At 62.8% G+C, this 18,438-nt stretch carries 22 protein-coding genes and 1 pseudogene; 11 read left to right on the top strand and 12 right to left on the bottom strand.

The genetic code is table 11. From position 1 onward, the window contains the following. Positions 1-9 precede the first annotated feature (9 nt). The 4 genes from H7A76_RS21460 to H7A76_RS21445 form a co-directional block, all read right to left on the bottom strand. The gene (locus H7A76_RS21460) at positions 10-933 is read right to left on the bottom strand and encodes a MerR family transcriptional regulator (RefSeq protein WP_185700351.1); all 924 of its coding nucleotides are present in this window, start codon (positions 931-933) and stop codon (positions 10-12) included. Positions 934-936: 3 nt separating this feature from the next. After that, a complete protein-coding gene (locus H7A76_RS21455) occupies positions 937-1,887 on the bottom strand; it encodes a DUF523 and DUF1722 domain-containing protein (protein ID WP_185700350.1) in 951 nt (316 codons plus the stop codon). Between the two features lie 82 nt (positions 1,888-1,969). Continuing rightward, complete coding sequence (locus H7A76_RS21450; protein WP_185700349.1) at positions 1,970-2,167, bottom strand: TIGR02450 family Trp-rich protein; 198 nt, start codon at positions 2,165-2,167, stop codon at positions 1,970-1,972. Further along, on the bottom strand, positions 2,164-3,150 hold the full coding sequence (locus tag H7A76_RS21445; RefSeq protein ID WP_185700348.1) for an NAD(P)/FAD-dependent oxidoreductase: 987 nt from the start codon (positions 3,148-3,150) through the stop codon (positions 2,164-2,166). The genes H7A76_RS21450 and H7A76_RS21445 overlap by 4 nt, the downstream gene beginning before the upstream one ends. A gap of 194 nt (positions 3,151-3,344) precedes the next feature. Between H7A76_RS21445 and H7A76_RS21440 the strand changes: the two genes are divergently transcribed. Continuing rightward, positions 3,345-4,247 (top strand): TIGR01777 family oxidoreductase, encoded by a 903-nt coding sequence (locus tag H7A76_RS21440; RefSeq protein ID WP_185700347.1) that lies wholly within the window; start codon positions 3,345-3,347, stop codon positions 4,245-4,247. 13 nt (positions 4,248-4,260) lie between these two features. Continuing rightward, positions 4,261-5,283 carry a ferrochelatase gene (gene hemH, locus H7A76_RS21435; RefSeq protein ID WP_185700346.1) on the top strand — a complete coding sequence of 341 codons (1,023 nt, stop codon included), beginning with the start codon at positions 4,261-4,263 and terminating at the stop codon, positions 5,281-5,283. 48 nt (positions 5,284-5,331) lie between these two features. Here hemH and H7A76_RS21430 read toward each other — a convergent pair whose 3' ends face one another. Both H7A76_RS21430 and upp read right to left on the bottom strand, forming a co-directional pair. Beyond that, positions 5,332-6,606 carry a uracil-xanthine permease family protein gene (locus H7A76_RS21430; RefSeq protein ID WP_185700345.1) on the bottom strand — a complete coding sequence of 425 codons (1,275 nt, stop codon included), beginning with the start codon at positions 6,604-6,606 and terminating at the stop codon, positions 5,332-5,334. A gap of 2 nt (positions 6,607-6,608) precedes the next feature. Then, a complete protein-coding gene (gene upp / locus H7A76_RS21425) occupies positions 6,609-7,247 on the bottom strand; it encodes a uracil phosphoribosyltransferase (RefSeq protein WP_022640873.1) in 639 nt (212 codons plus the stop codon). A gap of 164 nt (positions 7,248-7,411) precedes the next feature. Between upp and H7A76_RS21420 the strand changes: the two genes are divergently transcribed. From H7A76_RS21420 to H7A76_RS21405, 4 genes are all read left to right on the top strand, one after another. Beyond that, on the top strand, positions 7,412-7,969 hold the full coding sequence (locus tag H7A76_RS21420; RefSeq protein ID WP_152898373.1) for a hypoxanthine-guanine phosphoribosyltransferase: 558 nt from the start codon (positions 7,412-7,414) through the stop codon (positions 7,967-7,969). A 3-nt stretch (positions 7,970-7,972) separates the two neighbouring features. Next, on the top strand, positions 7,973-8,446 hold the full coding sequence (locus tag H7A76_RS21415) for a WbuC family cupin fold metalloprotein (protein WP_022640871.1): 474 nt from the start codon (positions 7,973-7,975) through the stop codon (positions 8,444-8,446). 144 nt (positions 8,447-8,590) lie between these two features. Beyond that, complete coding sequence (locus tag H7A76_RS21410) at positions 8,591-9,076, top strand: hypothetical protein (RefSeq protein WP_185700344.1); 486 nt, start codon at positions 8,591-8,593, stop codon at positions 9,074-9,076. Between the two features lie 63 nt (positions 9,077-9,139). After that, entirely contained in the window at positions 9,140-9,427 is a 288-nt protein-coding gene (locus H7A76_RS21405; protein ID WP_185700343.1) for a PA4642 family protein, read from the top strand. Positions 9,428-9,517: 90 nt separating this feature from the next. Here the strand turns inward: H7A76_RS21405 and mqo are convergent, their stop codons facing one another. After that, entirely contained in the window at positions 9,518-11,029 is a 1,512-nt protein-coding gene (gene mqo / locus H7A76_RS21400) for a malate dehydrogenase (quinone) (RefSeq protein WP_185700342.1), read from the bottom strand. A 745-nt stretch (positions 11,030-11,774) separates the two neighbouring features. Next, positions 11,775-12,008, bottom strand: coding sequence for a hypothetical protein (locus H7A76_RS21395; RefSeq protein ID WP_185700341.1), 234 nt, complete (start codon positions 12,006-12,008; stop codon positions 11,775-11,777). Between the two features lie 207 nt (positions 12,009-12,215). Between H7A76_RS21395 and H7A76_RS21390 the strand changes: the two genes are divergently transcribed. Next, positions 12,216-12,800 carry a YajG family lipoprotein gene (locus tag H7A76_RS21390; protein ID WP_185700340.1) on the top strand — a complete coding sequence of 195 codons (585 nt, stop codon included), beginning with the start codon at positions 12,216-12,218 and terminating at the stop codon, positions 12,798-12,800. A gap of 118 nt (positions 12,801-12,918) precedes the next feature. On the opposite strand, the gene H7A76_RS21385 is transcribed toward H7A76_RS21390, so the two are convergent. Then, positions 12,919-13,125, bottom strand: a complete 207-nt coding sequence (locus H7A76_RS21385; protein WP_022640865.1) for a hypothetical protein — start codon at positions 13,123-13,125, stop codon at positions 12,919-12,921. Positions 13,126-13,315: 190 nt separating this feature from the next. Here H7A76_RS21385 and H7A76_RS21380 point away from each other — a divergent pair, with 190 nt between their 5' ends. Further along, complete coding sequence (locus H7A76_RS21380) at positions 13,316-13,603, top strand: hypothetical protein (RefSeq protein WP_185700339.1); 288 nt, start codon at positions 13,316-13,318, stop codon at positions 13,601-13,603. 67 nt (positions 13,604-13,670) lie between these two features. Here the strand turns inward: H7A76_RS21380 and H7A76_RS21375 are convergent, their stop codons facing one another. Then, positions 13,671-14,837, bottom strand: coding sequence for a 1-acyl-sn-glycerol-3-phosphate acyltransferase (locus H7A76_RS21375; protein WP_185700338.1), 1,167 nt, complete (start codon positions 14,835-14,837; stop codon positions 13,671-13,673). Positions 14,838-14,978: 141 nt separating this feature from the next. Here H7A76_RS21375 and H7A76_RS21370 point away from each other — a divergent pair, with 141 nt between their 5' ends. Genes H7A76_RS21370 through H7A76_RS21360 form a run of 3 tightly spaced genes read left to right on the top strand, consistent with a single transcriptional unit; the run spans position 14,979 to position 16,096 of the window. Continuing rightward, positions 14,979-15,161: a CPXCG motif-containing cysteine-rich protein gene (locus tag H7A76_RS21370; protein WP_185700337.1), complete on the top strand. Its 183-nt coding sequence runs from the start codon at positions 14,979-14,981 to the stop codon at positions 15,159-15,161. A gap of 18 nt (positions 15,162-15,179) precedes the next feature. Continuing rightward, entirely contained in the window at positions 15,180-15,440 is a 261-nt protein-coding gene (locus H7A76_RS21365) for a putative signal transducing protein (RefSeq protein ID WP_185700336.1), read from the top strand. A gap of 35 nt (positions 15,441-15,475) precedes the next feature. After that, entirely contained in the window at positions 15,476-16,096 is a 621-nt protein-coding gene (locus H7A76_RS21360) for an SOS response-associated peptidase (protein ID WP_185700335.1), read from the top strand. A 24-nt stretch (positions 16,097-16,120) separates the two neighbouring features. Here H7A76_RS21360 and H7A76_RS32855 read toward each other — a convergent pair whose 3' ends face one another. Continuing rightward, positions 16,121-16,864 carry a methyl-accepting chemotaxis protein gene (locus tag H7A76_RS32855; protein WP_409301539.1) on the bottom strand — a complete coding sequence of 248 codons (744 nt, stop codon included), beginning with the start codon at positions 16,862-16,864 and terminating at the stop codon, positions 16,121-16,123. 111 nt (positions 16,865-16,975) lie between these two features. Continuing rightward, a pseudogene (locus H7A76_RS32850) lies at positions 16,976-17,173 on the bottom strand (HAMP domain-containing protein); the annotation flags it as partial. Between the last annotated feature and the right edge of the window lie 1,265 nt (positions 17,174-18,438).

Genomic DNA, 18,438 nt, shown 5'->3' with positions numbered 1-18,438 from the left:
GTTTCCGGATCAGAAAAGTCCTCGCTCGAGCAGTGCCTGGTAGGCCGCAATCGGGTCTTGGGCCAGGTACAGATCGGCGATTTCAGTGATACATACGGACCACTCGGCGGGGTGGATGCACACCGTGGGTCCGGCGATGAATTTTTGGCAGGCAATGCCGCCCAGCAGCCGGGGCAGTTGGGCGGGATTGAGCGCCTTGCTGGAGTACAGCAGCAGGCCGCGGGCTTGCAGGCGCTCGGTGGCCAGGGCCAGTTCGCCCCCGGGCAGGGGCCAGTCGAAGACCTCTACCGGGCAGTCGGCGCTGCTGGCCAGCCAGGCGGTGAGCCACAGATGGGGTTCCAGGGGCAGGTCCGACTGGTTGACCAGCAACAACGGCGCGCCCTGCAACTGGCGGTTGTTGTGGTAGATCCGTGCGCCAAGCTTGCTGCGCAGCCATGAATAGAAGAACACCTGCTCTGACCGGCTGCCGGCTTGCCCTTGCCAGTGCTGCTCCAGCTCCGCCAGCAGGGGCATCAGCAGTTGCTCGCACAGGGTGCGAGGCGGGTACAGGGCCATGGCTTGGTTGAAAGCATCATCGACCTTGCGCTCAGCCAGTTGACTGATGGCCAGCCTGAGTACCTGGCGCAGACGTTGCCAATCATTTTGTACAGGGACATTGAAGGTCGGGGCGCTTTCGAGCAGGTGCCTGACCTGGCTGACCGCGACGCCACGGTTGAGCCAGGTCAGGATGGTCAGTACCTGTTGCACCTGTTCCCGGGTGTATAGGCGGTGCCCCTTGGGCGTACGGTGGGGCACGATCAATCCATAGCGACGCTCCCAGGCGCGCAGGGTGACCGCATTGACTCCGGTCAGGCGCGCGATCTCGCGGATCGGCAGCCACCCCTGATCCGGGTTGTCTCGGGATGCCGTAGCGGGCAGGGGATTGGGTTCCATGGGTCAGATCGCGTTGCGCAGGCTGAGGTTTTCCGGGTGCGGCTGCAGGTACAGTTGCCGCTCGATATAGGGATCGGGGTGGCGGCGCAAGTGATGCTTGAGCAAGGTCAGGGGCACCACCAGCGGCACGATGCCCTGGCGATACTGGCCGATGATGTGCTGCATTTCCTGCTTGTCTTCGGCACTGATGGCCTGCCGGAAATAGCCGCTCAGGTGCTGTAGCACATTGCTGTGGGTACCGCGGGTAGCGCATTGCTTCAAGGCGTTCATCAGTTGACTGAAGTAGCGCGGGCCCACCTGTGCCGCATCCTGCCTGCCCATGCTGCCCAGCAGCTGACCGAGGGCCTTGTACTGCACCGGGTGGTGGGCCATCAGCAGGTATTTGCAGCGGGCATGGAATTCGGTGAGGGCACGGCGGGTGAGGCCTTGTTCGAGCAGGAGCTGCCAGGCGCGATAGACATAGACCCGGGCCAGGAAGTTTTCCCGCAGTACCGGATCGTTGAGGCGTCCGGCTTCTTCCACCGGCAGGTCAGGGCGTCGCTCGCAGAAGACCCGCGCATATACCCCACGGCCATCGCGCCGATGATGAGGCCCGCTGCCTTGGTACACCTTGACCCGTTCCAGTCCGCAGGAGGGTGAGTCCTGCATGAAGATGTAGCCGCACAGGTCGGTCATATCGGCGGCCATCCGTTCGGCGTAGTCCTGCAGGGGGCGAGTGACATCCAGGGTTTCGTCCAGGGTCCCGATGGCCCGTGGCTGGTTGTTGGCCTGTACCAGGCGGATCGGTTCGCGGGGGATGCCCAGGCCGATGGCGACCTCCGGGCAAAGCGGCAGCAGTTCGAAGTGCTCGCCGAGTACCTGGCTGCACAAGCGGGATTCCTTGTGTCCACCGTTGTAGCGGACTTCGGCGCCGGTCAGGCAGGCGCTGATGGCGATTTTCGGCTTGGGAGTCATGGCTCGGCCTCCGGATACCTGTACATTTGGCAAGATTTGTACAACTTTTTTCTATCATAGATTCAAAGTTGTACGAGTCAAATTATTTGTACAAGTATTGGCGGTCGTCCTTCAAGGCTTGCCACTCCAGGCGGCTGAGGACTGCCTGCAACTGGATATCCAGTACATGGCTTTCTTCATTGCAGGACATTTCGGTGACGAGAAGGTGTTTCTCGCGATGCAGCGGGTGGGCTGCTGTCCATCTCGACAGCAGCAATTTACAGGGGGCGACTCGGTTCACTGCAGGTTCGCGTGCAGCCTGCGAGCAGCCTCCTGGCCACTTAACCAGGCACCCTCGACGCGCCCGGACAGGCACCAGTCGCCGCAGGCGTACAGGCCCAGGTCGGCGTCGGCCAGGGCACCCCATTCATGACTGGTGGCAGGCCGGGCATAGAGCCAGCGGTGCGCCAGGCTGAAGGCGGGCGCGGGCATGACGCTGTGCAGCAACTCGGCGAACGCACCGTGCAACTGCTCGATCACGGCCTCCTTGGGCAGGTCGATGTGTTGTCGACTCCAGCTGCTGGAAGCATGCAGGACCCAGGTGTCGAGCTGGCTGTCACGGCCGGGCTTGCTGCGATTGCGGGCCAGCCAGTCCAGTGGGCTGTCCTGGACGAAACAGCCCTGCATCGGGGTTTCCAGGGGAGTCTCGAAGGCTAGAGCGACGGCCCAGGTCGGATCCATCTTCACCCCGGCGGCGACTGCCGCCAGCTTTGGCGCGGCGGCCAGCAGAGCGGTAGCCTGTGGCGCTGGCGTGGCGATGACCACGTGGCTGAACGGGCCGTGGCTAGAACCTTCGGCATCTTGCAGGTGCCAGTGTCGTTCGCCGCGAAAGACTTCGGTGATACGGCAAGCGAAGTGCACTTCGAGATCGCCGATCAGGGCCCGAGTGATGGCGCTCATGCGCGGTGTGCCGACCCAGCGGGTTTGCTCGTCGGGGGAAGGGCTGAGCTGGCCAGCATGGGAGTTGTAGAGCTGCGGTGTCCATTCGGCGACCCAGCCTTTGGCCTGCCAGCGCTGGACCTCGGTGACGAAACGGCGATCGCGGGCGGTGAAGTACTGGGCGCCCAGATCCAGGCTACCGGCATCGCTGCGCTTGCTCGACATGCGGCCACCGCTGCCGCGGCTTTTGTCGAAGAGTTGGATGGGGTGCCCGGCGTCTCTAAGCGCCTGGGCGGCGGAGAGTCCGGCGATGCCGGTACCAATGATTGCAATGGGTACTGTCATAGGGGCCTCGTTTACCTTTCTGTACAGACTACGCCGCTGCCAAAACCTGTACAATGTTGTTCTTTGGTATAGCTTTCGGCGTCATCGGTTATGCAGGTTGTCTATCGTTAAAACGCAGCCTGTCCGATTGAAAAGATCCCTGCTTATAAAAATAGACTAGGGATTTGGGTAAAACGCCACGCGAGGAAGACGTCATGCATATCTTGCTGACCGGCGGTACTGGTTTGATCGGGCGGGCGTTATGTCGTCATTGGCTGGCCCAGGGGCATCAGTTGAGTGTATGGACTCGCCAGCCCGATAAAGTTGCCGCCTTGTGCGGTCCCCGGGTACGGGCCGTCAAATCTTTGCAAGAGCTGGACCAGGCGCCGCTGGATGCGGTGATCAACCTGGCCGGCGCGCCCATAGCCGACCGTCCCTGGACCCACAAGCGCAAGGCGCTGCTGTGGGCCAGCCGCATCACCCTCACCGAAACCCTGCTGGCCTGGCTCGAGAGTCGCGAGCACAAGCCCCGGGTGCTGGTCTCCGGGTCCGCGGTGGGGTGGTATGGCGATGGTGGTGAACGGGAACTGGCCGAGGACTCACCTCCGGTCAGCGAGGATTTCGCCAGCCAGCTGTGCATCGCCTGGGAAGAAACCGCCCAGCGTGCCGAAGCCATGGGCGTGCGCGTGGTGCTGGTGCGCACCGGCCTGGTGCTGTCCGCCGACGGCGGCTTTTTGTCGCGCCTGTTGCTGCCATTCAAGCTGGGCCTAGGGGGCCCGATCGGCAACGGGCGGCAATGGATGCCGTGGATCCACATCGATGACCAAATCGCTCTGATTGATTTTCTTATGCATCAGGATGCGGCACGGGGTCCTTATAATGCCTGCGCGCCGAAGCCGGTGCGTAACCGCGAGTTCGCTTCCGCCCTGGGGCGGGTCCTGCGCCGGCCCGCATTGCTACCGCTGCCGGCCTTTGTCCTGCGCCTGGCGCTGGGCGAGTTGTCGCTGTTGCTGCTGGGAGGCCAACGTGCCGTGCCCGCACGCTTGCTGGAAGCAGGCTTCACTTTCCAGTTCACCGATTTGCCCGCGGCCTTGGACGACGTGTCCGGCCGCCATTGAAATAGGACGTTGCATGAGCGATCACGCGTTGCTTCTGGTCAATCTCGGTTCACCGGCCTCCACCTCCGTGGCGGATGTGCGCAGCTACCTCAATCAGTTCCTCATGGACCCTTATGTGATCGACCTGCCCTGGCCGGTGCGGCGTCTTTTGGTGTCGCTGATCCTGATCAAGCGCCCGGCCCAGTCGGCCCATGCCTACCAATCGATCTGGTGGCAAGAGGGGTCGCCCCTGGTGGTCCTCAGCCAGCGCCTGCAGCGGGCAATGAGCGAGCAATGGAAGCATGGGCCGGTGGAGTTGGCGATGCGCTACGGCGAGCCATCGATCGAGTCGGTGCTGCTGAAATTGGTGGCCCGGGGGCAGCGCAAGATCACCCTGGCACCGCTTTATCCACAGTTCGCCGACAGCACCGTGACCACGGTGGTCGAAGAGGCGCGGCGGGTGATACGCGAACGGCGCCTGGATGTGCAGCTCAGTGTGTTGCAGCCCTTCTACGATGAACCCGAGTACATCGATGCCCTGGTCGCCAGCGTCAGGCCGCACCTGGAGCAACCCTTCGATCACCTGCTGCTGAGTTTCCACGGCTTGCCCGAGCGCCACCTGCAGAAGCTCAATCCAGGGCATAGCCTGGAGGGCGCCGGTGATTGCTGCCAGGATGCCTCGCCGCAGGTGCTCGGCAAGTGTTACCGCGGCCAGTGCTTCCGTACCGCCAAGGCCTTCGCCCGGCAAATGGGGCTGGCCGACGAGCAGTGGTCGGTGTCGTTCCAGTCGCGCCTGGGACGGGCCAAGTGGATCGAGCCCTATACCGAGGCTCGGTTGGATGAGCTGGCGAAGCAGGGCGTGAAGAAATTGCTGGTGATGTGCCCGGCCTTCGTCGCCGATTGCATCGAGACCCTGGAAGAGATCGGTGATCGTGGACGTGAGCAGTTTCGGGCGGCGGGGGGGGAGGACCTGGTGCTGGTTCCGTGCCTGAATGACGACCCGCAATGGGCCCAGGCCTTGAACGCCTTGTGCCTGCGGGCACCCTTGGCGCTATAGAAGGTTTCGCCGGACCGGTTCCTGGGGGACCGGCCGGCGAAGGTGTTTTCAGATCAGGGGGTCGTCGGACTTCTTGTTCTTCCAGCCGTCGTTGCCTGGCAGTATCAGGTTCAGGGCGATGGCGACGATGGCGCACAGGGCGATGCCCTTGAGGCCGAAGTCATCCTGCCCGGTACCGCTACCCACCAGCATCCCGCCGATACCGAACACCAGGGTCACCGAGACGATCACCAGGTTGCGCGCCTCGCCCAGATCGATCCTGTGGCGAATCAGGGTGTTCATGCCCACGGCGGCGATCGAACCGAACAGCAGGCAGAGGATCCCGCCCATCACCGGCACCGGGATGCTTTGCAGCAATGCACCGAACTTGCCGATGAAGGCCAGGGCTATGGCGAAGACCGCGGCCCAGGTCATGATCTTCGGGTTGTAGTTCTTGGTCAGCATCACCGCGCCGGTCACTTCGGCGTAGGTGGTATTGGGCGGACCGCCGAACAGGCCGGCAGCGGTGGTGGCGATGCCGTCACCGAACAAGGTGCGGTGCAGGCCGGGCTTCTTCAGGTAGTCGCGACCGGTCACGCTGCCTACCGCGATCACCCCGCCGATATGCTCGATGGCCGGGGCCAAGGCCACCGGAACGATGAACAGGATCGCCTGCCAGTTGAACTCCGGCGCCGTGAAATGCGGCAACGCCAGCCACGGGGCGGCGGCGATCTTGGCGGTATCCACTACGCCGAAGTAGAACGACAGGGCAAAGCCCACCAGCACCCCGGAAATGATCGGTACCAGCCGGAAGATCCCCTTGCCGAACACCGCCACCACCAGGGTGGTGAGCAACGCCGGCATCGAGATCATCATGGCGGTCTGGTAATGGATCAGCTCGCTGCCGTCGCCGGCCTTGCCCATGGCCATGTTGGCGGCGATGGGAGCCATGGCCAGGCCGATGGAGATGATCACCGGGCCGATGACCACCGGCGGCAGCAGGCGGTCGATGAAACCGGTGCCTTTGATCTTCACCGCCAGGCCGAGGAAGGTATAGACGAAGCCTGCCGCCATCACCCCACCCATGGTCGCGGCCAGGCCGAACTGGCCCTTGGCGAGGATGATCGGGGTAATGAAGGCGAAGCTCGAAGCCAGGAACACCGGTACCTGGCGACCGGTGGCCAGTTGGAACAACAGAGTCCCAAGACCCGCCGTGAACAGCGCCACGTTGGGGTCAAGACCGGTGATCAGCGGCATCAACACCAAGGCGCCAAAGGCTACGAAGAGCATCTGGGCGCCAGACAGCACCTGGCGCCACAGCGGATCGTTGAACTCGTCCTGCATGATCAGGAGTCCTTCTGCTTGGTGCCGAAGATCTTGTCTCCGGCATCACCCAGGCCAGGAATGATGTAGCCATGCTCATTGAGTTTCTGATCGATGGACGCGGTGTAGATGGTCACGTCCGGGTGGGCCTGCTGGACAACGGCGATGCCTTCGGGAGCGGCCACCAGGACCATGGCGCGGATGTCCCGGCAACCGGCTTTCTTCAAAAGGTCGATGGTGGCGACCATGGAGCTGCCGGTCGCCAGCATCGGGTCGATGATCATCGCCAGGCGCTCGTCGATTTCCGGTACCAGTTTTTCCAGGTAGGTGTGGGCCTGCAGGGTTTCCTCGTTGCGGGCCACGCCCACGGCGCTGACCTTGGCGCCCGGGATCAGGCTCAGCACGCCTTCGAGCATGCCGATGCCGGCGCGCAGGATCGGCACTACGGTGATCTTCTTGCCGGCGATCTTTTCCACCTGGACGGGGCCGCACCAGCCTGGAATCTCATAGCTTTCCAGGGGCAGGTCCTTGGTGGCTTCGTACGTCAGCAGGGCGCCGACTTCCTGAGCGAGTTCGCGAAAATTCTTCGTGCTAATGTCTGCGCGGCGCATAAGGCCAAGTTTATGACGGATCAGCGGATGGCGGATCTCATGGATGGGCATAGGGAAAGGCTCCGGCGGCGGGCAAAAAAAACGGCCTAGATTAATCTATCCGGGGTTGATGTCCTATAGACATAAAGTACGTTAGTCCAGAAACGCTTGATCTGGCCGGGCCGGATGCGTACCTTTGCCCGCTTTTCCGAAACTGCCACCCCTTGGAGAGCGCCATGTCCGCTGATCTCGAGCATATCCGTCAAATCATGCGCGAGGCTGACTGCCTGTACACCGAAGCTGAAGTCGAGGCGGCCATCGCCCGGATCGGTGCACAAATCACTGAAGAACTGGCTGAGCGTAATCCGGTGGTGTTCTGTGTCATGAACGGCGGGCTGATCTTCGCTGGCAAGTTGCTGACGCACCTGCGTTTTCCCCTGGAAGCCTCCTATCTGCATGCGACCCGGTATCGCAACGGAACCAGCGGTGGCGAGCTGTTCTGGAAATCCAAGCCGGAAATCTCCTTCATCGACCGCGACGTGCTGATCATCGATGACATCCTCGACGAAGGGCACACCCTGACCGCCATCATCGATTTCTGCCACCATGCCGGCGCCCGCGCCGTGCATACCGCGGTACTGATCGACAAGGACCATGACCGCAAGGCCCGTCCCGACCTCAAGGCCGACTACATGGGCCTGCCCTGCGTCGACCGTTATGTCTTCGGCTACGGCATGGACTACAAGGGCTACTGGCGCAACGCCGCCGGCATCTATGCCGTGAAGGGCCTGTAAGGCATGGCCGGCCCGAGCTTTCTCGATCAAGCGTTGTTCAGCGACCTGGCAGAGAAGGCCGCGGCCAACCCCCGTGGTCGCCAGCACCACAACTTCCATGCCATGGAAGAGCCCTGCCATCGCCTGGCGGTGGGGTTGCAGCCCTCGACCTATATCCCGCCGCATCGCCACCTGAGTGCCGACAAGGCCGAGACCTTGCTGGTGCTCAAGGGCCGCCTGGGCCTGTTGGTCTTCGACGAGGCCGGCCAGCTCCAGGACAAGCGCGAGCTGCAGGCCGGCGGCGACTGCGTTGGTGTGGATCTACCGGCTGGAGTGTTCCATGGCCTGGTGGCCCTGGAACCCGACAGCCTGATGTTCGAATGCAAGGCCGGGCCTTATCGTGCGTTGAATGCGAACGAACAAGCGACCTGGGCGCCCCGCGAAGGCGAGCCCGGCGTAGCCGAGTACCTGGCCTGGATGCGCGCGCAGTTCGACTGACCCGCCCGCGATCGTGCCAGGGGGGAATCACTGAAGGCGGCGCTTTCCCCGGGGGACGCCGCCTTCGGCATTGATGGCCGCCTGGTGGCTGCAATATCCAGGGAAAGCCGTGCTAGAGTGCTCGGCCCTTGCCTGGAGCCTGTCATGAGCCTGTTGATTCGCAGTAGCGCAGTCCTTCTTCTGAGCTTGAGCCTGCCCCTGGCGGCCGCCCCGGCGCCCTTGCACGGGCAGTTCCTGCCGCCGGACGACCTGACCCTGCGCGATGCGGTGCCTGAACAGCAGCAACTGCTACAGGTCACCGAATATTCGGTGGTCATCGGCAGCCAGCGCCAGTCCAACCAGCAGCCGATTCCAGTGACCTCGCCGGTTTGGGTGCGGCTCAAGGGCAAGCCCCTGAACAAGGGCGCCACCATCAGCCAGGTACTGGTCAACTTCGATGGTGAAAGCAAAAGCCTGAAAAAGCCGCAATACGATGCCCAGGGCCGAACCCTGACCCTTTATTACCCGCTGGCCCAGTACCGGGCGGTGATGGACCTGCTGCGCAACGACATCGTGTATTGCCAGTTCCTCAGCTATGCCAACGGCCACATCTGGGCCGACCTGCATACTGGCAGCGTGCGTCCGCGTTGAGGCTGGAGGCGGGCAGGAGGTAAACTGCCGGCCCTGTGAAATGTCTGCGAGCTGGAGTCGGCGATGCGTAAAGATAAGAAACAAGTGATTGGTGACGAGATCGGTGATGAGCAGGTCAAGTTGTTCCTCGATTTCGAACCGGCCGATGCCACCTCGCCGTCCCTGCACAAGCTGATCAAGGCCTATCGCGGCCTGCGTATCGATGACTTCGAGCGCTTCCTGGGCTTTTTCGTCGCCGCCGGTTACGACCTGGACGGCCGGGACGAGCAGGGCAAGACCTTCGTCGAGCTGATCCGTGACCAGCGCAATGGCGCCGACTACATCGAACTGGTGGACAAGGCCCGCGGCTGATTGCGCTGTGTCCGGTTTGCCGGAGCTATTGGCCAGGCATAAAAAAACGCCCCGTCCTGCAAAGGACGGGGCGTTTTTCATGGGCATGGATCAAGCGTAGCTTTCGGTTTCCTTGCTTGGCTCTACCAACTCCAGGCTCAGGTTGTTCTCGCTGTTGATCTTGCGATACAGCGCAGCGTCGGTGGCCAGGACCTTTTCCCGCGCCGGGAAGATTTCCTTGAGCTTGGCAGCCCATTCGCCGCTGGTCTTGGCCGGGAAGCAGCGTTCGATCAGCTCCAGCATGATCGATACGGTCACCGATGCGCCTGGCGAAGCGCCCAGCAGGGCGGCCAGGGTACCGTCCTTGGCCGCCACCAATTCGGTGCCGAACTGCAGGATGCCGCCTTTCTTCGGATCCTTCTTGATGATCTGCACCCGCTGGCCGGCCACTTCCAGGCGCCAGTCCTCGGCCTTGGCTTCAGGATAGAACCGACGCAGGGATTCCAGGCGCTGCTCCATGGACTGCATGACTTCGCTGACCAGGTACTTGGTCAGGTCCATGTTGTCGCGTGCCACGGCCAGCATCGGGCCGATGTTGCCGGCGCGAACCGACATCGGCAGGTCCAGGAACGACCCGTGCTTGAGGAACTTGGTGGTGAAACCGGCATAAGGTCCGAACAGCAGGGATTTCTTGCCATCGACCACACGGGTATCCAGGTGCGGTACGGACATCGGTGGCGAACCCACGGCGGCCTGGCTGTAGACCTTGGCCTGGTGCTGCTTGACCACTTCCGGGTTGTCGCAGCGCAGCCACTGGCCGCTGACCGGGAAACCGCCGAAGCCCTTGCTCTCTTCGATGCCCGAAGCCTGCAGCAACGGCAGGGCCGCGCCGCCGGCGCCGAGGAAGACGAACTTGGCGTCGACTTCGCGGGTGTTGCCGCTATTGACGTCCTTGATGCTCACGGTCCAGCCGTTGGCCTTGTTGCGCTTTAGGCCGGTGACGCGCTTGCAGTACTTGACCTGGGCGTCGGGGGCGCTGGTCAGGTGCTTGAGCAACTGGTTGGTCAGGGCGCCGAAGTTGACGTCTGTACCGTTGACGACCCGGGTGGCGGCGATGGTTTCATCCGCCGGGCGGCCCGGCATCATCAGCGGCATCCACTCGGCCATCTTGGCCTTGTCCTCGGTGTACTCCATGTCCGCGAAGGCGTGGTGCTGGCTCAGCACTTCATGGCGCTTCTTGAGGTAGGCGACACCCTTGTCGCCCTGGACGAAGCTCAGGTGCGGCACCGGATTGATGAAGGACCTGGACGAGCCGAAGGTGCCTTTGCGGGTCAGGTAGGACCAGAACTGCTTCGACACCTCGAACTGGGTGTTGATGTGCACGGCTTTCTTGATATCGATGCTGCCATCGGCGGCCTGTGGCGTGTAGTTCAGCTCACAGAGGCCAGCGTGGCCGGTACCGGCGTTGTTCCAAGGGTTGGAACTCTCCGCGGCACCCGAATCCATCAGCTCGACGACTTCCAGCTTGATCGCGGGGTCGAGCTCCTTGAGCAGTACAGCGAGGGTGGCACTCATGATGCCGGCCCCGACCAATACAACGTCTACTGCTTCGTTATGCGCCATTAACGCGTCTCCAAAATCTGCAGCACCAAATTGACGGCATGGCTGCCAGGAGTGACGGGGCGATTCACGTGGTGCCCCAGGTTACCCATGGCCAGGATTGCCATGTCCGAGTCTTCGCAATTCTTTGCAACTTCTGCGGACGCTACCAACCGGGCCTCAAGGTGCATATGAACGCATCTCGATGAACCTCGGGGCAATTCGACTTATGGTCGATACATCCGCCAGTGCAACCAAATCCGTCAGCGGACAGGCTTCAAGCTTCAGCTCTCGAGGAGCGCTCGGACCTGTGTAATCGGGCTGTTGTAGAGGCTAATGGTGCCAGTTCAGACGCAAAACTATTCATTTGCTCGCCACACTCTTGTGAAGTAGTGAAAACCCGTTTTTTCACGCTCTTTTGAAGACGTGAACCTCAAAAAAGGGCTGCCTCGGCCTGGCACCTGGCCCGAGCGGTGGTACCGGCATGACAGGGGCATGCGGGCACGACGGGCGAACAGCATAAGTGTCCGAGCAATGGCAGCTCTGCAGATTCGTGAAAAGTGGAGGGTTGCAAGGTGGGACAACAGCAAGCACGCCAGCTTCACTCGATCTGTGTGGGCGGCTCTCTGTGGGCGGTGCGGGGTGCCAAGGCAGTGGCGTTGGCGGTACTGCGAGGCCCGATCAGGAGACGTCCTTATAATCGGGGGGAGATTGTAACGAAGAAATGTGCAGAAATGATCCTGTTTCGCGACTTTTATTAGGCTTTTGGTCAGGTGGCCAGTATCGGTCGCGCCCCGGTGACCACGCCGCTCGGGCTTACACGGGCGCTGGCGGGCAGCATCTGGTGCAGCCAGTTCAGGCGAATCTCCTGGATCTCCACCCAGCCGTCGCCGACCGGTGCCACGAGACTGTGGCGAAATGCCTGGCAGCGGCCCTGGCAATCCAGCAGGGCGTAGCTACGGAACTCATGGCGTGGAGCGAACAGGGAGCGAAGGAACTTCATGACCAGGCACCTAGTGTGTCATTGACGATAAGCATGCCGCCGAGCCGTTACATCATCGTGTATTGCCAGTGAACGGCAGGTTACAGGAACCTGCTTGTACGGGACCTGTCCGAGTGATGATTCAAGTCCCCCGGCAATGCTGGTTTGCCGCTGTCGTGCACCGCTATACTGCGGGCCTGTTTGTGCCTGATTCCTGGAGAAATGAGCATGTTGCAACGCCTGTTGTTCGGTTTGATCACTGTGGCCAGCCTGTCGCTGGCAGGCTGCGCCCACAGCCCGCAACAACTCACTCCGGAGCCCAAGCTCACCTCCCAGCTGGCGCCGGTGGGTCATGGCCAGCCGGTGGTGGTGAGGGTGGTCGACGGCCGTTCGTCCCCTGTGCTGGGAACCCGTGGCGGGCTGTACCCTGAAACCAGTTCGATCACCGTGCAGGGCGCGCAGATCCTGCCCAAGCTACAGGCCCAGGCCGAGGCCGCGGTGCGCCTGCTGGGCTTCACCCCGACTGCCGGTGGTAGCCATGCGCCCCAGTTGACCGTGACGCTGGCCGAACTCAAGTATCAATCGCCCAAGGAAGGCATGTACGTGACCGAGGCGACCATCGGTGCGACCTTCCGCTCCGACGTGCAGAACGCCAACCGCCGCTACAGCGGCCGCTATGGTGCTTCCCTGGACCAGCGCTTCGGCATGGCGCCGAACCAGGACACCAATACCAAGCTGGTGGGCGATGTACTGAGCGACGCGCTGACCCGCCTGTTCAAGGATCCGAGCATCGGCCAGATCCTCGGCGAGTGATGCGCATCCTGTAGCTGCCGTCGCAGGCTGGGTCTTGTTTGACGCGATAAGCTGACTGATGCAAAAAAGCCCGGGTCCATTGGACGCCGGGCTTTTTCATTGCCTGTCGGGCAATGCTTCATGCCGCTTCGACGTAGAAGTCCAGCACGCTGACACCGGTCAGCAGGTCGGTCTCCGGCAAGTCCGCGTGTTGATGCCCGCCCAGGGCGCAATACACCAGCCAATGACGATCCTGGACGTTGAAGGCCAGGGCTCCGACCAGCGCCTGCTGTTCCTCGCTAGGGGCGATCAGGTAGAGGCGGTCCTGGTTTTCTGCATGCAACATGACAAGCTCCGTGGGTCTTCGAGGGGCGACAGACTGGCTTGTTCAGATGACGAAAAGATGACGATCTAAATTAATTGCCCGGCGCCTCGTTACTGGTCGGAAAGGTCCGCGGGGCCGCCCGGGGATTGAGTAGAATCCGCGCCGCGGGCGCACTCGACGGCCCGAACACCGGTCTTTTTCGAGGTTCATGATGTCGTTGCAAATGTTCTGGTCGATGTTCAATGCCCACCCCGGCAAGCTGATCAACCTGTTCGCCCTGCTATTGGCCTGCCCGGGCAGCTGGCTGCTACACGCCACTCGTCGCCGCGAGCAGCGGGCCCTGGCCAACCTGGCGACCCAGACCGAAGAGCGAGCGGTGGACCAGCCCATGCTGATGCTCGATCCCGCCACCCTGCGCATCAACCGCTTCTTTTATCGTTTCGGTTTCGCCTGCCTGGTACTGGCCTTGCTGGTGTCCTGGATCAGCACGCGGTTCTGATCGTCCACCGGGCCACGGATACGACAACGGCGCCCGCGGGCGCCGTTGTGCTTTAGCAGCCCGGGCTCTACAGCGCCAGGCCGGCCTTGACCCGATACTGGTTGCGGACCGGGGTCGCATACTGCAGCACCAGGTAGGGGCGATGCTCCGGCGGGCATTCTTGCAGGCGACGCTGCCATTCCTGCTCGGCCTTGGCCAGCTCCTGGGCCGGGAACACCTCGGCGGCGCTGGGCACCTGCAACTGTGGATCGGCATCGCTCCACTGGGCATAGGCCAGGTAGTGCACCGGGAACAGCCGGTAGCCGCCGAGGATCTGCCGATCCATTTCCATGGCCAGTTGCTTGGTATCTTCGAACTTTTCGCTGATGGGTGCGGCGAAGTTCACGTGGACCCGGCCCTTGTAGCCGGTGATGCCCTTGGCGATGCTCACGTCGTCTTCCCCCGGCGCCTTGGTGTAGCTGCCGGTGGTGGCGCGGATATACAGTTCCCGGGCCTTGGCCTGGTCGCAAGGATCGTATTCGTAGCTGATGGACACCGGCGTCAGGTTCAGTGACTGGATCACCTCTCCGAACGGTTCGTCCTTGCGGCTCATGTGGAACATCTTCAGGATCGCCGACTCGGTACGGTCGTCGCCGTCCTTGGCCCGGCCTTCGGCCTGGGCGATCCAGATCGACTGGCCGTCGTTGCGGATCGAGTGATTGATATAGGCCGACAACAGCTGGTACGCGGCGAGCTTTTCCTTCCGCCCGCTGAGGGAACGGTGGACGATGAAGCTCTTGTTCAGGCGCATCAGGTCGCTGACGAACGGCTTCTGCAACAGGTTGTCGCCGATGGCGATGCGCGGGGTCGGCAGCCCGGCGTGGTAGATCGCGTAGTTGACGAAGGCCGGGTCCATGACGATATCGCGATGGTTGGCCAGGAATACGTAGGCGGTGCCCGAGCGGAACTGCTCGACGCCGGTATAGGTCACGCCGTCGGTGGCGCGTTCGATGGTGTGGTCGACATAGAACTCGACCTTGTCCTGCAAGGTCGCCACCGAGCTGATCCCGGCGAATTCGCGGCGCAGGCGGTGGGCGATCAGGGGCTTGAGCAGCCAACCGAAAGTGTTGGCAAAACGCGGGAAGCGAAAGTGGGTGAGGATATCTAGGAATGCCTTGTCGCTGAGCAGCCGGGCCAGCACCGCTGGTACTTCGCTGTCGTGGTAAGGTCGGATGGCATCGAATTCGCCCATCATGCTCTCTTGTTGGAAACGGCTAGGGTAAGAAGAAGGTTCGGATCGAAAAAAAGCCGGGCGCGGTCTGAAAATTCAGCTCAAGCATTAAAAGCCCTGCAAATAGACCGGCGATTATACGCATAAGTCACTCGGGAGACCGCGATGCTGGAAACCGACCATTATCAATGTCCTTACTGCGGCGAACAGGCGGAAGCGGTGCTGGACCTGTCCGCTGGCGACCAGACCTATATCGAGGACTGCCCGGTTTGCTGCCGGCCCATCGTGTTCACGCTGCAGACCGATGGTCGGGAATGGATGCTCGAGGTGCACGCGGAAAACGATTGAGCCGGGGGAGTGGTCTTTATGCTGCGTATCTACGAGCCGGAAAATCTGATGGAAGGCGAGCTGCTCCAGCGCATGTTGGCCAGCGAGGGCATCGAGGCGCACCTGCAGGGGCGCGATTTGTTGGGCGGGGCGGGGGAATTGCCGCTCTTCGGGCTGCTGGCGCTGTCGGTGGAAAACCACGAGGCGCAGCGCGCGCGGGAACTGATCGCTGCGTACAATGCCGCCCTGCCGTTGCCCTTCGAAGAGCCGGAGGGTTTTGCCGGCGTGCTGGTCTGTTAGGCTGAGCGCCGATTTGTCGAGAGTCGTATTACCCCATGTGTGGACGTTATGCCCTGTTTCGCTGGAACCCCGCCTTCGCGGCCTTGCCGGGATTTCCCGCGGACCAGCGGGCCCAATGGAACATTTCGCCGAATGATTCGGTACTGATCCAGCGCCTGGAGAGCGACCAGCGCACCCTGGCCAGGGCTCGCTGGGGCTTGACCCCGGCCTGGTTGACCGACCTGTCCCGTACCCCGGCCCACGCCCGGGCGGAAACCCTGGCCGAGCAGCCGATGTTCCGCCAGGCGTTTCGCGAACGGCGTTGCCTGCTGCCGGCCAACGGTTTCTATGAATGGCGCGGGGGTAGCCGCAAGCGTCCTTATTGGCTGACCCCGGGGGAGGGCTCGTCGATTTTCTTCGCTGCGATCTGGGAGGCCTATCCGGTCCAGGAGCAGGTCTGGCTGAGTACCGCGGTGGTGACCCAGGCGGCTTCTACCCTGCGCCGCCCGCTGATCCTCGACGCTGCCGGCCAGGATGCCTGGCTGGATCCGCAGACTCCCCTGCATGTCTTGCACGCCTTGCTGGCCCGCCCGCCCGCGGCCTTGCGCGAGCGGGTCCTGGCCAACCTGGTCAACGATCCCAAGCTCAACGGGCCGGAGTGCCTGACCCCCGCCTGAGGCCGGGGCGAGGCATCTCGCCGCTCAGACCTTGAACTGGTTGATCAGGCGCCGTTGCTGTTCGGCCAGCTTGGTCAGGCCGGCACTGGCGGCGCTGGACTCGTCGGCCCCGCCAGCCACTTCGTTGGCCACCTGGCCGATGTTGATCACGTTGCGGTTGATATCCTCGGCCACCGCGCTCTGTTCCTCGGCGGCGCTGGCGATCTGGGTGTTCATGTCGTTGATCACCGAGACCGCCTGGGTGATGGTCTCCAGGGCCTGGGCCGCCTTGGCCGCATGCTCCACGCTCTGGTCGGTCTTGTGCTGGCTGTCCTCCATGACCCGCACCACTTCCCGGGTACCTTGCTGCAGCTGCTGGATCATCGACTGGATTTCCTCGGTGGCCTGCTGGGTCTTCTGCGCCAGGTTGCGCACCTCGTCGGCGACCACCGCGAAGCCGCGGCCTTGTTCGCCGGCACGGGCGGCCTCGATCGCGGCGTTGAGGGCCAGCAGGTTGGTCTGTTCGGCGATCCCGCGGATGGCGATGAGGATGGCGTTGATGTTCTCGCTGTCCTTGGCCAGGGTTTGCACCACGGTCACCGCGCGACCGATCTCTTCGGCCAGGGCGGCGATGGCACTGGAGGTGTCCCGCACCACCTGCATGCCCTGGCTGGCGGCCTGGTCGGCGTGACTGGCCGCTTGCGCGGCCTGGGTCGCGTTGCGTGCCACATCCTGGGCGGTGGCGGTCATCTCGTGCACCGCAGTGGCCACCTGGTCGATTTCCACCATCTGCTTGTGTACGCCCTGGTTGGTGCGGATGGCGATATCGGCGGTGTGCTCCGAAGAGTCGCTGACACTCTGCACCGACGTCACCACCTGGCCGATCATCGCCTGCAACTTGGCCAGGAAGGTATTGAAGCCCTTGGCGATCGAGCCCAGTTCATCGGCCCGGTCGCTGCTCAGGCGGCGAGTCAGGTCGCCTTCGCCCTGGGCGATATCGTCGAGCATCGCCACCATCTGTCGCAGTGGCCGGGCGATGCCGTGGCCCACCAGCCAGATCACCAGCAGGCCGACGCCGGCGATCACTAGGCCGACCATGGCCATGCCGAAAGTGTCGGCCTGGCGCTGTTCGGCCAGGTCGCCCTGGAGCTTGTCCAGGTCGGCCATTACCGCGCCCAGGGGCAACTGCAGCATCAGGGTCCACTGGGCATCGGTCTGGCCGATGCCGAAGGGCAGGTAGAGGGCGATCTTGCCGTTGGCCTGGTCGATGTCATAAGTCACTTCGCCGCGCTTGAGGCTGGACAGCTTGGCGACGGTATCGCTGTTGAGTACGTCGCTGACCTTCTCGCCGAACTTGCCGGGATCCCTGGTATAGGCCACCAGGCGCGCGTTGCCGCCGATCAGGGCCATCTCGCCGGCGCCGCCATAGAGCTTCTGGTTGGCGTCCACCAGCATGTCCTGGATGAAGTTCACCGACAGGTCGGCACCGACGATGCCCTGGAACTTGCCGCCCAGCAGGACGGGCTGGATGAAGGAGGCGAGCATCACCACCTTGTCGCCGACCTTGTAAGGGGCCGGGTCGATCACGCAGGGCTTGAGGTTGTCCTTGGAGCACAGGTAGTACTCGCTGGTCCGCACCCCGGTGGACAGCAGGGTCCGGTCGTTGACGTCGGCCAGTTTGTCCAGGCCCAGGCTGGAATCCTGGTTGCGGAACCACCAGGGCAGGAAGCGGCCGGTGGCGGCATCGATGCCGACCACGCTGGTGCCGACGTAGGCTCCGTCGTTGTGGTCGATGGCGTTGGGTTCCCAGCCTATATAGGCGCCGAGGATCTTCGGGTTCTGGGTGACGTTTTCCTTGATCAGGGCGATCAACTGTTCGCGGCTCAGGTTCAGTTGCGCCTGGCCCTGGGCATCCCGGCTGCCCATCAGCGCGTTGACCCGCACCAGGCCGGCGGCAATCAGCAGCGGCGCCTCCAGTTCCCGCTGGATCTGGCTGACCTGGGTCTGCGCCAGGCCGCTCAAGCGCTGCTCGATGACTTGCTCGAACTGGGCCTGGGTCCTTTGTTGCACCATTTGCTGGGTCCTGGCGCCGGAGAACAGGGCATACAGCACCAGGGCTGCAACCACGCTGAGGACGATGGCTCCGGCCAGTGCGGCCACCGAAAACTGGATCGACTTGAACTTCATAGAGGCTCCGGGCGCAGGAATTGAGGTCTGCCGTGCTGTATCGGCCGCAGCCCCATGGGTCATTAGCCCTGATTGCACAAATGACGCGGCGCAAGAGGCGGATGTCGCTAGTGGCAAGGTGATATTCCAGATGCCACGGACCCTGGGGACAAGATGAATTTTTTCCTGCAGCGCTG

Origin of the sequence: Pseudomonas sp. MSSRFD41 (assembly GCF_014230245.1) — a bacterium.
Classification (GTDB): Bacteria; Pseudomonadota; Gammaproteobacteria; order Pseudomonadales; family Pseudomonadaceae; genus Aquipseudomonas; species Aquipseudomonas piscis.
This window is presented reverse-complemented; position numbering and strand designations above follow the sequence as displayed.